Genomic DNA, 15,901 nt, shown 5'->3' with positions numbered 1-15,901 from the left:
ACCCCGAATCAGCTATTTTGGGTTTTCTTTTATTGAAATAATTCAGATGCAATTTCCAGCGACCTATGTCTTTTTTCCGGTTCATAGATATTACAGCTGATCATCAATTCATCCACTTGGACCTGGGAAAAGAAACTTTCAAATTGAGGTTTTAAACTTTCTTTTGAACCGATAAAAGTACAGGCCATCATATTTTGGATGGCAGCAGCTTCTGGCTCTGTCCAGATTCCTTCCATGGATTCAACAGGCTTTTTAAGCGGGTAAGACTGACCTCGGATTATTCCCAAGGCTGTCTGGAAAAAGGAAGTTGCCAAATAGCTGGCTTCTTCGTCCGTATCGGCAGCAATCACATTGACACAGGAAATGAAATAAGGTTTTTGCAAATGCTCGGAAGGAGTGAAGTTTTCCCGATAATACTTCGATGCACTGATTAAATATCCAGGTGCAAAATGGCTAGCGAATGCATAAGGAAGACCTTTTTGCGATGCAAGTACTGCGCTACTCATGCTAGAGCCGAGTAAATAGATAGGAATCTCCAATCCTTCCGCTGGAAAAGCTCTTACTTTTTGATCTCTGTTTTCTTCTGAGAAATATTGCCGTAAATCATCTAAGTCATTTGGGAATTCCTGAACCGATTCCATTCTTCCCCTTCGCAAAGCTTGGGCAGTGGTTTGATCTGTGCCTGGAGCTCTTCCTAATCCCAAATCAATGCGATTTGGATAAAGTGTGGCCAATGTTCCGAATTGCTCTGCAATTACTAATGGGCTATGATTTGGAAGCATGATACCACCAGATCCCAAACGTATTTTGGATGTTCCATTCGCCAAGTAGCCAATTAAGATTTGTGGAGAAGAACTGCCAACATTAGCCATGTTATGATGCTCTGCAAGCCACATTCTCGTGTATCCTAGCTTTTCAGCATGTTTTGCTAAGTTCAAACTTCTTTCGTAGGCCTCTTTGGCATCATGATTTTCGCGGATGATAGCTAAGTCAAGAAGTGAATAGGGGATTTTCATGGATAAAGTAAATTACTCGTAGTGCCGATCCAAAGTTTTGGATCGGATTGCCTATTCAATGATTTTTTGAATTGGAAAGTTTCTTTAAGGAAAGATTTTAAAAGTATTTGAAGTCTATTTCTACAAGTTGCGACAATTCCTCCCCAAAAAACTTAGCTTTTTCCTGAAGTGAATTTAGTATAAGTGCTTCATATCCAATATTTAATGGTTTTTATGATCGGAATAAGCTTGGTCTCTTTTTTGAAAATAAGTCTGTAGAATAAATCCTATAACCAGACCAGAGGTCCTAAACTTTAGAAATCATGAATAATATTGTTCAGCTCAGAAGTAATATCATAGAGGCTTGTAATCGTTGCATTGAAGATTGCTATGCCTGCGCAAAGTCCTGTCAAAAAATGTTGGGGATGGAAAGCTGTGTGAAGTTGTGCGGTAGATGTATTGATGCCTGCAAAGACTGTATTTCTGCATTTGAGTCAAATTCACAAGATCGTGGACTTTACCTTCAGGCTTGTGTTGATGCCTGTAGAGCTTGCGCTGAAGAGTGTTCTAAGCACCAACATGAAGATTGCCAGAAATGTGCTGCCTCCTGCTATAATTGCATTGAGGAATGTGAGGATATGATGCTATAAAAAATGGCTGCTTCAATTGAAGCAGCCATTTTTTTTAATTTCTTCTTGGTTCATTCCCATCATTGACCATTTCATTGTAGTCATTCATATCCATTCCTTTACTGAATCTTCGGAGGTTGAATGAAAAAGTCAACATGAAATAGCGTTGTAAAACATTGTTTTGAACATCCTCGATGTATACGTCGGTCACATTTCTTCTGACACTGGTGTTTTGACCCAAAAGGTCATATACATTAAGAGAAATTTCACCGCGTTGATTGTTGAATATTTTCTTACCCAAACTCATATTCATCAACAGGAAGTTGTTGTCAAACCCGGCAGACAAACCGGAATTGATCTGATGATTTAGATCCAATCTGTAGATGAATCCTTCCCAAATAATCCAGCTGAAATTAAGTCGAGTGGATTGGTTGTAGTATTTGTTGTTCAAGTTGGTATTCAAGGTGTTTTCCACATTGTTGAATGACATCCTTGTGGAAATATTGAAATCTACTTGATCACTGATATTACTGCTGATAGAAATACCTGTGCTCAGCCTGCTTGAGTTATTGAAACTCAATTCTCCATTTACTTGTCCAGGTCTTTTGTTGTAACTCAGACCACCATTGATATTCAGGTTTGATTTGATGAAGCCGAGCGGCATACCATAGCTAACCCAAGATCTGAAATCCTGAAAACCATCCAAATTGACAGGTCGGAATAATTGTGAACCTTTTTCAAGGATAATTCCTCCAGGCAACTCAGTAGTTTCTTCTGCGATGAATGAACTGTTTGCAACCGAATTTTCTACCAATCTAGCTTGGGCAAAAACGAACCAGGATTTATCTGTATCTGGATTTCTACTTCTGAATCTCAATCTCAATCGGTTGGAATAAGATTGGTCTAGGTTAAGATTACCTGTTCTGAGCTGCAATGGGTTTGAATTGTCGATAACAGACTGAAGTTGCTGGACAGAAGGTGCATCCGTATCTGTGTCATAATCAATCTCCATGTTGGTGTTATCGGAGAATTTGTAATCAAACCTTACAGTAGGAAGGAAGCTTTCAAATGTTCTGTTTAAGTCAAAAGGAGCAGGGAATCCCTGGTCGTTTTGCAAGCTTGCGTTTTGGTATTGACCTTCTATTTGAACTTGGACTTTTTCTCTTCGGTACTGATATCCCAGCTCCACTTCCTGAGTCAGGTACTTGCTTTCGAAAGTATTACTAAGTGCAGTGTCCAATGCTAAATTGAATTCTGAAAGATCTTCATTCAGGATATCAAAAGTCAATTGATCCGAGTCATTTGCTCTATTTCCAATTTCATATTCCAGTTCCATTTGCCCATACTGGCCGAGAGGTTCAGTATAGGAGAAACTGGTTTCCCAATTGGTTCCAGTACGCTCTCTTTGGATTCTCTGATTGATGATTTCAGTTCTTTCCGTTGGCTGGTAATAAATATTTGTAGCTTTTCTAAAAGCCAAATCCTTATTCCAATGATATCCGGCATTTAATCTAACTGTCAAAGACCTTCCTTCTTTATCGAATTTATGACCATAGTAAAGTCTATTGTCAATATCGAAATCGTCATTATCAGCAGTTCTGACATTTTCAGTCTGGTTCAAAGGACCATCAGCATTCAAAGATTCACCAAAGAAACTGGAATTTTCCCTATCATTTGAAGCTGAAAACCGAGGTCTATAAACGATTCTGTTTTTCTCGTTGATATTGTACTCCAACCTCATATCAAACCGGTGATCCTGATTTTTTCTTGTATTTAGGCTGTTTTCAGAATAGGTTTGATCATTCTCTGAATCTGTTACATACTCTCTAAAAAGAGAAGAAATCCCATTGTTTTCACGGGTTCTATAAAGGTAACTTCCACTGATTTTCAGCTTTTCACCGATTTGGTCAGTATAGTTCAGTCCCAGGATATTTGTCTTGATAATCCCGTTTTGAGGTCGATTATTGCCTTGGACATTAGGATCAGATGAAAAATCCTGAACGTTGATGTTATTACTCAAACCTGTAAATGTGATTCGCTGATCTTCATTGAAGGCATTGATGCTAGCTCCCAATAAGTAACGATCATCCGTTCCATAGCCTGCGGAAATTTTACCGAATTGGCCTTTTCGGCGATTTGGTTTGGTGATGATATTGATCGTTTTCATTCTTTCCCCATCATCAAAACCACTTAGCTGAGCTTTTTCACTTTTCTGGTCAAAAATCTCTATCCCCTGAATCACTTCAGCAGGTAAATTTTGCAAAGCAGTTTTCACATCTCCACCAAAGAAAGGCTTGCCATCAACTAAGATTTGGGCAATGGCTTCACCTTGGGCCTGAAGAGCTCCATCCATCATCGTGACTCCCGGTAGCTTTTCCACCAATGTTTGTGCAGAAGCATCCTTCATTGTTTTAAATGCATCCGCATTAAATAAGGTCGTATCACTTTTATTGACGCCTGTTGATCGTCTAGCACTGATAGTGACTTCTCCTAATTCGGTAGCTGTCTCTTTCAGTTTTAGATTTCCTAAGTCAATGTCTTCTTTTAATTGAACAGTTTTGAAAAGGTCCTGATAGCCCAGGTACTGAACTTTCAAGATATACTCACCTTCTTTGATGCTTTCGATATCAAAATTTCCATCGATATCAGAAATCATCCCGTCCACCTGAAGTGAATCAGAAAATGTCAATAAAAGGATGGTTGCGTTTGGGATACTTTGATCGGATCCAAACTCGAGAATTCTACCCTTGATGGAATAGTTTTGGGCTAAACTGAGATGTACTGATCCAATAAAAAATAAAAATAGTAATAGGTATTTCATGTAGTTGGTTTAATAGGTTACTCGGCTTATTTGAACTTTGCCTTTAAGATCAAAACCTAAGACTCGAGCTATTGTTAAATAATTCTATGCTACAAAGGAAGCAAGAAGCCTCCCTGATTAGTAGTTATATTGTCTAAACGGTAAAATGTTGAATTAAACAGGGCTTTATTCTGTGATTTTTTGATAGATGGTAAAAATATTGTCTGTCTGTTAATGATTGAAAATGAAACAATTGGAAAGGTTTTTTAGAGAGTTGACAGTTTTTGTCAGAATAATATGTTTATTTTTACATCATCTACATGTTTATAAAAGTAACATTTGTAAATTAGCTGATGTTAAAAATGGCAATTATGGAAAATCAGGAAAAAATCAGCATTACTACAAAGACCTTAGCTTCAGGGAATAGACAGGTCAAGTTTTTTATTGAAGATGAGGTAAAACCTCAATACGGTTACTTATTGGTGACAGAACCAAAGCCAGTGGGGGAAATTATAGAGGAGATCAAGCAGCGAATGGAAAGAAGGAAGTCTTCTGCCATGAATCTAAATCCATTTTTCCCAGTTCCAGCAGTACAAGAAGATCATAATTTTTACCTGTTTTCGGCATGAGTTTCCTCGCATCTAATCTTAGGTTTTTGCGGAAGCAAAAGGGAATTACCCAAAATGAATTAGCCGATCAACTGGCTGTTCAGCGGACGATGATTTCTGCTTATGAAGATGGAAGATCTGAGCCAAAGTTGCTGACTTTACAGAAGCTATGTGATATTTTGGAAGTTGGCTTGGAGGAGCTTTTGGAGCATGATATTGAAACCAAAGGAAGAAAGGCAATTCAGAAAAGAGGGATCAATATTTTGACCATTGCAGCTGATGCGGATGACAAAGAAACCATTACTATGGTGCCCCAAAAAGCTTCGGCTGGTTACTTGAATGGTTTTGCTGATCCAGAATATATGGAAAAGCTTCCGCAGTTTCATCTTCCTAATTTGTCCCGAAATGCTACTTACCGTGCTTTTGAATTAGCCGGAGACAGCATGTTGCCATTGATTCCAGGTACAATCGTAATCGGATCTTACGTGGATCAGTTGAAAGATATCAAAAGCGGTAATACCTATGTGCTAGTTACCCAATCCGAGGGAGTGGTTTACAAACGGGTATTCAATTACCTCCATGAAAACGGCAAATTGTTTTTGGTTTCTGATAATGAGCATTACAAACCTTTTGAAGTAAAAGGTGAGGATGTATTGGAAGCTTGGGAATCAAAAGCTTTTATCAGTACTGATTTTCCAAATCCTGGCGACAAAAAGAAATCACTCACTCTGGAGGATCTAGGAGAAATGATTAAGGATATTCAGGCAGACTTAAGAAGGATCAAGGGTTAATTCGCTGAAATGTGATAGGTGAACTTGTACCTAAACTTGGAAAATTAACATTGCCCGACCAGCTTTTTCCCTGATTGTATGTCTTCAATTTAAAATTGCCATTTAATTGAAAAAGTGAATTGTAATAATCCAAAGTCAAGTCAGTTCCATTTGCAACGCCAGTTCCGGACCCAATTTGAATATTAAATTGATTGTATTCTAAAAACTCCACTTCACCATCTTCATACAGTTCAAAAATAAAAGTGCTGAAATTCCCCTGATTGTCATCCATTCTCCAATAACCTGAGACATCTTCGATTTCAGTAGCAGTACCCGTCAAATTATCATTGATTTCTGTTCCTCCAGGGTTATCTTCTCGGAATTGTTGTAGATCTTCCACTGTTGGATCATCTGTATTTCCATAATCCTCTTCCACTGGAGGTTGATAGGGATCGTTTGGAAAATCTTCCTCTGGCAAATCCATCAATTGGATCAAAATAAGTAAGCTTACAAATCCACCCAGAACCCATAAATAGTTTTTAGCCAACCAACTTTTCTTTTTTGGAGGAATTGGTCTTGGAGTAGGTCTAGGTGTCGGTTGTGGAATTGGTTTGGGCTCAATGATCTTGCTAAGGACTTGTGTTAGTTGATCACTGTCATATTTCCATCTGGAGCTACTCAACTCCTGCGCATGCCTTCTGGTAAGGGCTTGAAGGTCTTCAGGAAGTTGATCAGGAGTAGGCATCACCGCACCATTTACCAAAACCGGTATCACCCTGATATTTCTTTTCAAAGCCGCAGAGATTTCTATTCGAATGAAATCACCTTCTTGGAAAAGGCGAAGATTTCCTTCGGAGTCTCGCATATTTAACCAGTGCGGACCAATCATCGCAATCAGAACTTTACAAGAATTAAGTGCTTTGTCGATTGCTTGAACGAAGTCCAATCCAGCTTCAATGGTTTCCACATCAAGAAACACACTTTCCTCCCCAAATACTTCCTGAAGGTGATCTACTAATCGGCCAGCTTCACCTGATGCGTCTTGCCTGCGGTAACTAACGAAAATTTTATTGTCAGCCATAAAAAAAGTCCCTGATTTTCAGAGACTAATTTATAAAAAAAGAAGAATTGATGTATTTGTTTGAAATCTTATTCTCCCAAAAGATCATCAAACCTTTCTTTTATTTTGCTAACCACGTCATTGGAAGGGTCGATATTGACTACACCTTTTCCTAGTTCATGCCAAAAGCCATCTCCACATTCGATATAAGCTCCTCTTTTACTACTTGGTTCCTCTTTGGCGATTTCATAGTTATAATCTGGAGTAAAGATGAGCTTCATCAACTGAACTGTATATTCCCAATTGATCGATCTGCTTTCGCCCTCAGTAATAAAAATTACTTCTCTATTTGAGAATTGAATAGTAATCTGGCAATCCTGAATTTTCTCAGTTGACACTTTTCTGTAATGGACCGTCAGTGGAGCTTCTTTTTTGGCAGTTTCATAAATAGCCTGAATCAAATCCTGACCGAATAATTGCCAGTCTTCTTGGTCAGCTGGAACCTTTACTTTTCCAATTTGCCCATTCTCGATTGGTTTGACGATAAGACCACCATCTTCCATTGATTTTCCAGACCATTTTGCCGCATCCAGTTTCTGTTGGATAGTTTTGATCCAAATCTCATGAAGCGGACCTTCGTAAGAGTAATCATCATTGGGAGTGAAACCCTCATCCAAAATTTCGGTTTCTGTCAATTCCTCCCGGTCAGTATAATGTAAATCTAATTTTGCCTGCAGGTCTCCTTTGCTCCAATCCAATGAAATTCTATAAACATGGCTATAAGGAGGAGGGATAATTCCTGAATCAAACTCGAGTTCTATCCCTGTCAGTGTGTCTTTTTGAGGCATTGTAAAATTTGCTTTCGGCAAAAGTAATTTTTTTCGATGAATTAGAGGTTATTTGCAAGGTTAAACACGAACTATGGAATCGGTATATGAAAAAATTGCAGCAGAGATTTATGAAAAATCCTATGCAATAATTGATGATTTCATCAGTGAAGAATTGAGAACTTCACTCTTGAAAGAACAATCGGATCTATTGGAAGCAGGGAAATTCAGACTGGCAGCTGTGGGTAAAGGCGAAAAAAAGCAGGTGAGGACTGAAATCAGAAACGATCAGGTACTTTGGATGGATCCTGAAGATTTGAGCCCTTTTGAAATGCATTATTGGGAAGAAGTAGATAAAGTCAGAATGGCAATCAATCAGCGATGCTATTTGGGTTTGAAATCATTTGAAGGGCATTTTGCCAGATATCCAAAGGGCTCTTTTTATGTGAGGCATTTAGACCAATTTGAGCAAGTTCCTTATCGCTTGGTCACTGTTATTATTTACCTGAATGATAGCTGGGAGCAAGAAGATGAAGGCATGCTTCGGATGTATTTACCCAAAGAAGATGGTTCAGAGGAGATTCTTGACATAATGCCAAAGGGTGGCAGAATGGTAGTTTTCTTGAGTGGTGAAATTCCTCATGAGGTTCTCCCAACCAAAAAGGAAAGAATCAGTATCACAGGTTGGCTTAGAAATATTGATTAACGCAACTTAATATCAACTCTCACAGGTTTGGAGCCAACTTCAAAAGCGGCTTTTTCAAAACTTGGAGGTCCAAAAAATGAGGAAGGATTATTAGAAAATCCGTACTTATCCAAAGGATATCCCACACTGTTTTTATCCATTTTTCCATCTCCGTCTTCATCGTGGAATACTGAAATAGCATATTTCCCAGGTTTGATATCAGGAAGTGTGATGGTGGCTTTTTTTCCTTTTAAGGGTAAGCTGAGTTTCATCAAAGCTTTGTCGGGATCTGATGGAAATCCTGTTGATTGATTAAACACCAAGACTAAAACATTTCCTAGATCATTATCAGTCTCTCGGATGTGTAAATGGATTTCACCCGGATCAATATCGAAGAGAGGAAGGGAAAACAAAAGGAAAGAAATAAGAAGCTTGCTCATCTTAATTTAAAAGATTCTAAACGTTTGATTTTACCGGTTGGGGTTCTTTTAAATTGCTCAATCAAATAAATGGATTTTGGCAGCTCATATTTTGTGAGCTTTGAGCTTAGTGCATTATGCAAAATAGATGCCTTTTCTTCCAAGTTCTTTGGAGCCTCAATAACCAAGACCAATTTTTGCCCCAGTTTTTCATCTTGCTCACCTATCAAAAAAAAGTGACTTTCTGGAAAATAGGTAGTGACAATACTTTCAATTTTTCTTTCCAATAAATCTGGGTGAAGTTTGATTCCCCCTGAGTTTACCGTGTAATCTGCTCTTCCCAGCCATTTGAATCGTTTCTCACCTAAAAATTCCACCAAATCATTTGTCTGGACTTTTTGATTATTGCTCATGGTAGCTTTCACCCAGATCGCACCTCGTTCGTCTTGACCTAATTCAACACCCGGCAAGGCTTCATAAATGAAATCTCCGGCTGCATATGGAGCAATGGCAATATGAGATACTGTTTCCGTCATACCATAGCTTTGAAAAGCATTCAGTCCAAGATCCAGAATCTTATTTTGAAGTTTTTCTGAAACAGGCGCACCTCCGATTAAGAGGAAAGATAGCTTTTGGAGGGATTGAGGATCTGATAAAATGCTGGCTTCAACCTGGAGTGGGACCATAGCTACAAACATAGGATCAAAGCGAGGAGGTACATTCTCAAAAGGTTTTGAACTAGGTTCAATGACTAAAATTGGACATTTCCAAACCATAGCTCGAACGAGCATCATTTTACCAGCTATGTATGCTGTATTCATGCAGCAAAGCAATTCAGTGCCAGGATTAATCCCGAAGTAAGCACCGGTAGCACGAGCGCTGGACTCCATTTGTTCTCTAGAAACCTGGATCAATTTAGGAGTTCCTGTGGAGCCTGAAGTATGTAATTCAAAGCTTTGTTTGTCTGATAACCAGTCTTTGCAAAAGTCAAAAGCTTCTTTTTCAAATGATTTAAGATCATCTGGAGCATTTTCAAAATCTTGAGGGGAACTCAGTCTATGTTTGCCTATCAGCAGCTCAAACATGGTAAATCAATCAGGGTACAGGAAAACTCCATTGGCAAACTAACAACAATTTTCATCGAAGCCTGTTATCTTGCATCAAAAATTGAGCTTAAAATAATAATAGAATGGAGTGGATTACTGCAAAAGAATATCAGGATATCACCTATAAAAAATGTAACGGAGTTGCCAGAATCGCATTTAACCGACCTGAAGTCAGAAATGCCTTTCGTCCAAAGACTACTTCGGAACTCTATGATGCATTCTACGATGCGCAAGAAGACACCTCGATCGGAGTGGTTCTACTCAGCGGCGAAGGACCTTCTCCAAAAGATGGAGGCTGGGCTTTTTGCTCCGGTGGTGACCAAAAAGCCAGAGGAGAGCAAGGTTATGTAGGAGAGGATGGATATCATCGCTTGAATATTCTGGAAGTTCAGCGTTTGATTCGTTTTATGCCAAAGGTTGTGATTGCTGTAGTGCCAGGTTGGGCAGTAGGAGGAGGACATTCGCTTCATGTGGTTTGTGATTTGACTTTGGCAAGTAAGGAACATGCGATTTTCAAGCAAACTGATGCAGACGTAACAAGCTTTGATGGTGGATATGGATCCGCTTATTTGGCAAAGATGGTTGGCCAGAAAAAAGCCCGTGAAATATTCTTTTTAGGCAGAAATTATTCAGCTCAAGAAGCTTATGAAATGGGTATGGTCAATGCTGTAATTCCTCATGAAGAATTGGAAAGCACTGCTTACGAATGGGCACAAGAGATTTTAGCAAAATCACCTACTTCTATTAAAATGTTGAAATTTGCGATGAACTTGACCGATGACGGGATGGTTGGTCAGCAGGTTTTTGCAGGAGAAGCCACGAGACTTGCCTATGGAACAGAAGAAGCCAAAGAGGGACGAAATGCCTTTTTGGAAAAAAGAAAACCTAATTTCGGAGCCAATAAATGGATTCCATAAAAATAAAAGGAGGACAAAAAGTCCTCCTTTTCTTTTAATAACTAATGGATTGGTAGACCATCTGTCTCATTTTTTCTCCCCAATAATTATTGTAAGGATTTACTTGAGTCATAAAGATGGAGATCATATCCTCTTTTGGGTCTATAAAGAAGAAAGTACAATAAGCACCACTCCAAAAATACTGTCCCACAGAACCCAGATTTTTAGTCTTTCGCAGATCCTCTAAAACTGCAAAGCCAAAACCAAAGCCATGACCTGGATCTCCAAACATACCATCTGCTTGGTCCATAGTCATTAGTTCAATTGTCTTAGGACTTAAATACTGAACCCCATTCCATTCTCCACTATTGAGTAGCATTCTTGCAAATTTGGCATAATCAGAAGCAGTGCTGAACAAGGCGTTTGCCCCTGCAAAAACCGTATTTCCTGAGGTTGGAGTTTGATTAGGTGCTTTAATCAGTTTTCCGTCTTGATTGTAGGTATGGAGTGTGGCCATTCGGCTTTTTTGTTCCTCATTCAAATTGTACCCGGTATCTGACATTCCCAGTGGATCAAAAAGTCTTTGTTTCAAAAATTGGTCTGTAGTCATCCCTGAAAATGTTTCAATCAATAAAGAAAGAACATCAGGAGAAGCAGAATAATACCATTGCTCTCCAGGTTGCCCAATCAAAGGCATCGTGACCATAGCTTTGATTCTACTTTCAATAGTTTTATGTGTTGGACTGTAAATAGCACTTCTAATTTCCTCTTCTAGTTTTCCAGCAGCTATGCCATGGGATAATCCTGAGGTATGGCTTAAAAGCATGGCGATGGTGATATTTGATTCGGCAGGAACAGTTCCTCCAGCGATTCCTTTACTAGGATCTACCGCCACTTTCAAATCCTTAAACCAAGGCAGATATTTCTCAACAGGATCATTAAGTTGAAAATGACCTTCTTCATAAAGCATCATAATAGCAGTCGTAACGATGGGTTTTGTCATGGACTGAATGAAAAAGATCTGATTTGTCACCATTGGAGTTTTTGCCTGCAGATCCGAATACCCAAAGGCTTTTTCCTGGACTTCTTCCCCATTCTTATAGATCAAGGTCACAGCTCCAGGAATTTTACCTTCGGCAATCTGTGACTCTATAAACTGATCGTACCGTTTGAGTCGATCTTGAGAGATGGAACTGGTTTCTTGAGAAAATCCTTCCTGAAATGAAAAAAGGAAGAGGAAGCAATAAAAATAGAAGATTGTAAATTTTCGCATGATGTTTTTGGGTTGATTGATACAATATAGAAATTGAAAGGGAGAATCTTTGAAAATATCATTAGCTTACCTTTTTCAAATCCCGCAGAAAACAATAACAAATGCAGCACTTAGAAACTTCTTACAAGACCCATGATCAATTGGATTTGTACCTCCAAGCTTGGATGGTGCCTTCCCCAAAAGCCTCTATACTTTTGGTTCATGGGCTTGGCGAGCACAGTTCACGCTATGTTCATCTAGTAGAGAAGTTTAATGAAGCAGGAATTTCTGTTTTTACATTTGATGGGCGAGGTCATGGAAAATCTGATAAACCTAAACCAACTGCCTATTTTGAATCTTATGAGGATTATCTGAAAGACATAGATGTCTTATTTGGGAAGGTCAAGAAGTTTGTGCCGGATGTGCCGGCATTCATTTATGGGCATAGCATGGGAGGTGGTTTGGTTGCCACTTATGTTTTGAAATACAAACCTGAATCTGCAGGTGTGATCTTGAGTAGTCCGGCGATAAAAGAGGCCGAGGGCACTTCAAAGCTTTTAATTGCAGTTTCTAGCGTAATCAGCAAATATTTTCCTCGATTAAAAGCCTTAAAATTAGATGCAAGTAAAGTATCCAGAATCCCTGAAGAGGTGGAGAAATATCTTAAGGACCCATTGGTTTACACAGATGCGGTGCCAGCCAGAACTGGCTTCGAATTACTTCAGGCCATGCGCTTTGTCCAAGAAAATGCTTCTGAATTTGAGTTGCCAGTTTTACTAATCCATGGATCTTCAGATGGCTTGACTAATCCTAAAGGCTCTGAAATTCTTTTCGAAAAAGCTAAATCCTCAGATAAAACCCTGAAGGTTTTTCCAGGTGGCTACCATGAATTGATCAATGATTTGGATAGGGAAGAGGTGATGAACTTGCTGGTGAATTGGATAATTGATAGGATTCCAAAATCCTAAGTGGCCAGGTTAAATCTCACCCAATAAACCTTCGATATCCAATTGCCGAGTAAACATCTGAATGCTCCCATCAGGATTCAAAGGCCATTTCTCCCGAGGTCTATCCCAGTACAACTCAACGCCATTTTCATCTGGATCATCTAAGTAAATTGCTTCGGAAACACCATGGTCTGCCGCACCAGTTAAAGGATATTGAGCATCAATCAATCGCTTAAATAGGATAGCCAAATCTCTTCTTGTTGGAAGCAAAATCGCGGTATGAAATAGACCTGCAGCATTTTTTGGAGCAGGTTTTCCACCTTTGCTTTGCCAGGTATTTAATCCAATGTGATGATGATATCCTCCAGCTGAAATAAATGCGGCATCCTTTCCATACATGGTGACCAATTCAAATCCCAATAGACCTTGGTAAAAATCCAATGCTTTTTGAATGTCTGAGACTTTTAAATGAACATGGCCAATTCTTGTGGCAGTGGGAATAGTGTACTTACTCATGAATGTGAAGTTTGAGATTTGAGATTAACCAAACTAGTCATGGATTAGTGCCGTCTTTGGTGAAAATTTCAAATCTCAGATTTTTCATCTCAATATCTATATCCCAGGTGCATTTGGGAATCTCAAGCTTTTGTAATATTCCAGATCTCCTTCTGGTTTTTCGATGTTATCAGGAAACGGCAAGTGGTTAATAGATTGGAAATACAGTAAACAAGCATTTCTCCACCATTCAGCTTCTTCCACTTGGATTGCTAAAAGCTGTTCGACATGATGAAATCGCTCAGGGTCAATTTCACCTTTGAGCGATGCCCAGGTTTGCTGCATTTCTCTGGCTTTTTTTACTCCTAAGTCATAATGATTCGCTATTCCATCCCAAAGAGTCATTCCATTTTTCAATTTGAAATCCCAAGGCAAATGGTGAAACCAAAGCAAAAATTTCTCAGGAATCTGATTAGGGTCTGACCACTCTTGCGCTATTTCTGGAGCATATTGTGCCAAAGCATCGCTTCCTGAGGAGGTTCTGTCGAAACCAATTCCCAAACTGTCTGCTCGGTGATAATAAAGCGAAGTCCAATCTGCCCTACCACCTGTAACCCATGGGCCCGGACCGTAATGATGGCTTCTGCCCATTATATGATGCAGCCCTAAAGGAGTCATGTAATCCACTGCAGCCTCATGGGATTCCAGCATCATCGTTTCAATTTTTGAAGCTAATTCGGAACTATTTCCAAAGGTTAGTTTTATCCATTCATCAGTGATAGCTTTTGAATCCAATTCTGGATCCCAAGCCAGTTTTCCGAACGCATACCAGTTGGCTTGTCCAAACAAATGCCCTGTCCAATTTCTGTCTGTGCCGATATTTGATACTCCTGCGATCAATGTCTTGTGATTTTCATTGATAGGAGTTTCTACAACAGAAGCTACTGTAGAGCTTTGAGATGGTTGGAAAGTTTTACTTTTTAATACCTCCTCCCACATCGGGGCAAGAAAAACCAGTTGAGTCGCCTGGCCTAAATATTCCTGGGTAATCTGAAATTCCATTCCCAGCTGGGTATGATTCACCGCTCCAAACAATGGATGAAAAGGTTCGCGTGGTTGGAAATCGATTGCCCCATTTTTCACTTGGATAATGACATTGTCTCTGAATTTACCGTCCAAGGGTTCGAACTCTAGGTTGGCTTGCTTATGTCGATCTTCATCTACTTCATGTGAATACACAAAAGCTCTCCAGATTAGAAGACCTCCATGGGGTGCAAGTGCATCTGCCAGCATGTTGGCTCCTTCGGCATGATTCCTTCCATATTCATGTGGCCCGGGCTGCCCTTCAGAATTTGCTTTGACTAAAAAACCACCGAAGTCGGGAATGAAAGAATACATTTCGACAGTCTTTTCTTTCCAAAATTTGATTACCTCTGGATCCAAAGGATCTGCAGTTTTTAAGCCACCGATTTGGATAGGCGCGGAGAAGCGAGCTGTTAAGAAAACCTTGATTCCATAGGGTCTAAAAAGATCGGCTAAGACCTTCACTTTCTTCATGAAATCCGTGGTTAGAATCAAGGCATTTGCATTTACATTTGTCAGCGAAACAGCATTGATTCCAAGTGATGCATTGGCTCTTGCATAGTCTATATACCGCGGGTCTACATAGCCCGGTAATCTGTGCCAATCCCAAATCGAAGCGCCTGCATAACCTCTTTCAACTGTACGATCCAAGTTGTCCCAATGGTTTAACATACGAACCTTAACTTTCGGACTATCAGAAATTATTGAAGAGCTATTAAAAGTTTTAGTTTGGATGGAATTCAGCCAATTGAAAACTCCATAGAGTGTGCCGACTGGATTGTTTCCGATGATTGCATAATAGGTTTTTCCTTCGAAAACCAAAGGCCCCCTCCAATATCCATCAGCTCCCAGTTCTCTGATTTCACCTTGCTGGGTCAAGGATAAAACCTGCGATAACTGGTCTCTTGTTCCAATCCAAAGTTTGGAATTTCCTAGACGTTCCTGAGAGTAAATTGGAGATTGATCCAACATATTCTCGGATGCTAATTCCAACTCTTTTTTGATGACTTGATAAGTGTCATTTTCACCATAGAAAAAGACTCCATCTAAGAGGTTTTTGACTTGAGTTTTTAATTCTGGATCTTGAATGGGCTGATAATCTAACCAAAGCTTGTAACCATCATTGGCCAAAGCATTGAAAAAAAGACCGATCAAAAGAAGGAATGAAAGAAGGACAGGTTTGCGCATTGGTTTGGGTTTAGACCTAAAAGTTCTAAATATCTGTTCAAAATCCAATAGGGTATTTTGCTTTGCGCGAATCCTTTCTAGAGTCAATTTTGTGACAATTTTTGTCATGTAGATAATTTTTATAGGTATAAACTAACTCGC

General features: G+C 39.3%; 15 protein-coding genes. 6 read left to right on the top strand and 9 right to left on the bottom strand.

Going from position 1 to position 15,901, the window contains the following annotated elements:
• Window positions 1–29 precede the first annotated feature (29 nt).
• The gene (locus tag J0A69_RS18450; RefSeq protein WP_206588101.1) at window positions 30–1,016 is read right to left on the bottom strand and encodes an LLM class flavin-dependent oxidoreductase; all 987 of its coding nucleotides are present in this window, start codon (window positions 1,014–1,016) and stop codon (window positions 30–32) included.
• Window positions 1,017–1,318: 302 nt separating this feature from the next.
• On the opposite strand from J0A69_RS18450, the gene J0A69_RS18445 reads away from it, so the two are divergent.
• Window positions 1,319–1,645 carry a four-helix bundle copper-binding protein gene (locus J0A69_RS18445; RefSeq protein WP_206588100.1) on the top strand — a complete coding sequence of 109 codons (327 nt, stop codon included), beginning with the start codon at window positions 1,319–1,321 and terminating at the stop codon, window positions 1,643–1,645.
• Window positions 1,646–1,679: 34 nt separating this feature from the next.
• Here the strand turns inward: J0A69_RS18445 and J0A69_RS18440 are convergent, their stop codons facing one another.
• Window positions 1,680–4,445: an outer membrane beta-barrel protein gene (locus tag J0A69_RS18440; RefSeq protein ID WP_206588099.1), complete on the bottom strand. Its 2,766-nt coding sequence runs from the start codon at window positions 4,443–4,445 to the stop codon at window positions 1,680–1,682.
• 350 nt (window positions 4,446–4,795) lie between these two features.
• Between J0A69_RS18440 and J0A69_RS18435 the strand changes: the two genes are divergently transcribed.
• Window positions 4,796–5,053: a hypothetical protein gene (locus J0A69_RS18435; protein ID WP_206588098.1), complete on the top strand. Its 258-nt coding sequence runs from the start codon at window positions 4,796–4,798 to the stop codon at window positions 5,051–5,053.
• On the top strand, window positions 5,050–5,823 hold the full coding sequence (locus J0A69_RS18430) for an XRE family transcriptional regulator (RefSeq protein WP_206588097.1): 774 nt from the start codon (window positions 5,050–5,052) through the stop codon (window positions 5,821–5,823). Before J0A69_RS18435 ends, J0A69_RS18430 begins: the two co-directional genes overlap by 4 nt.
• On the opposite strand, the gene J0A69_RS18425 is transcribed toward J0A69_RS18430, so the two are convergent.
• Window positions 5,813–6,883 (bottom strand): toll/interleukin-1 receptor domain-containing protein, encoded by a 1,071-nt coding sequence (locus J0A69_RS18425; protein WP_206588096.1) that lies wholly within the window; start codon window positions 6,881–6,883, stop codon window positions 5,813–5,815. The two genes, J0A69_RS18430 and J0A69_RS18425, sit on opposite strands and share 11 nt — an antisense overlap.
• Before the next feature lie 68 nt (window positions 6,884–6,951).
• Window positions 6,952–7,710: a hypothetical protein gene (locus J0A69_RS18420; protein WP_206588095.1), complete on the bottom strand. Its 759-nt coding sequence runs from the start codon at window positions 7,708–7,710 to the stop codon at window positions 6,952–6,954.
• A gap of 73 nt (window positions 7,711–7,783) precedes the next feature.
• Between J0A69_RS18420 and J0A69_RS18415 the strand changes: the two genes are divergently transcribed.
• On the top strand, window positions 7,784–8,395 hold the full coding sequence (locus tag J0A69_RS18415) for a 2OG-Fe(II) oxygenase (RefSeq protein WP_206588094.1): 612 nt from the start codon (window positions 7,784–7,786) through the stop codon (window positions 8,393–8,395).
• Here the strand turns inward: J0A69_RS18415 and J0A69_RS18410 are convergent.
• Together J0A69_RS18410 and J0A69_RS18405 are read right to left on the bottom strand one after the other, a co-directional pair.
• Window positions 8,392–8,814 carry a DUF2141 domain-containing protein gene (locus tag J0A69_RS18410; protein WP_206588093.1) on the bottom strand — a complete coding sequence of 141 codons (423 nt, stop codon included), beginning with the start codon at window positions 8,812–8,814 and terminating at the stop codon, window positions 8,392–8,394. The genes J0A69_RS18415 and J0A69_RS18410 overlap by 4 nt on opposite strands.
• Window positions 8,811–9,878 (bottom strand): AMP-binding protein, encoded by a 1,068-nt coding sequence (locus J0A69_RS18405; RefSeq protein ID WP_206588092.1) that lies wholly within the window; start codon window positions 9,876–9,878, stop codon window positions 8,811–8,813. The genes J0A69_RS18410 and J0A69_RS18405 overlap by 4 nt, the downstream gene beginning before the upstream one ends.
• Before the next feature lie 104 nt (window positions 9,879–9,982).
• Here J0A69_RS18405 and J0A69_RS18400 point away from each other — a divergent pair, with 104 nt between their 5' ends.
• On the top strand, window positions 9,983–10,816 hold the full coding sequence (locus tag J0A69_RS18400; RefSeq protein ID WP_206588091.1) for a 1,4-dihydroxy-2-naphthoyl-CoA synthase: 834 nt from the start codon (window positions 9,983–9,985) through the stop codon (window positions 10,814–10,816).
• 34 nt (window positions 10,817–10,850) lie between these two features.
• Here J0A69_RS18400 and J0A69_RS18395 read toward each other — a convergent pair whose 3' ends face one another.
• Entirely contained in the window at window positions 10,851–12,068 is a 1,218-nt protein-coding gene (locus J0A69_RS18395) for a serine hydrolase domain-containing protein (protein WP_206588090.1), read from the bottom strand.
• Between the two features lie 101 nt (window positions 12,069–12,169).
• Between J0A69_RS18395 and J0A69_RS18390 the strand changes: the two genes are divergently transcribed.
• Window positions 12,170–13,015 (top strand): alpha/beta hydrolase, encoded by an 846-nt coding sequence (locus J0A69_RS18390; RefSeq protein ID WP_206588089.1) that lies wholly within the window; start codon window positions 12,170–12,172, stop codon window positions 13,013–13,015.
• Between the two features lie 9 nt (window positions 13,016–13,024).
• On the opposite strand, the gene J0A69_RS18385 is transcribed toward J0A69_RS18390, so the two are convergent.
• Together J0A69_RS18385 and J0A69_RS18380 are read right to left on the bottom strand one after the other, a co-directional pair.
• Window positions 13,025–13,510: a VOC family protein gene (locus tag J0A69_RS18385; RefSeq protein WP_206588088.1), complete on the bottom strand. Its 486-nt coding sequence runs from the start codon at window positions 13,508–13,510 to the stop codon at window positions 13,025–13,027.
• Between the two features lie 96 nt (window positions 13,511–13,606).
• Window positions 13,607–15,760, bottom strand: a complete 2,154-nt coding sequence (locus J0A69_RS18380; RefSeq protein WP_206588087.1) for an alpha-glucuronidase family glycosyl hydrolase — start codon at window positions 15,758–15,760, stop codon at window positions 13,607–13,609.
• Window positions 15,761–15,901: the final 141 nt, after the last annotated feature.

The organism is Algoriphagus pacificus, assembly GCF_017254845.1.
GTDB lineage: Bacteria > Bacteroidota > Bacteroidia > Cytophagales > Cyclobacteriaceae > Algoriphagus > Algoriphagus pacificus.
This window is presented reverse-complemented; position numbering and strand designations above follow the sequence as displayed.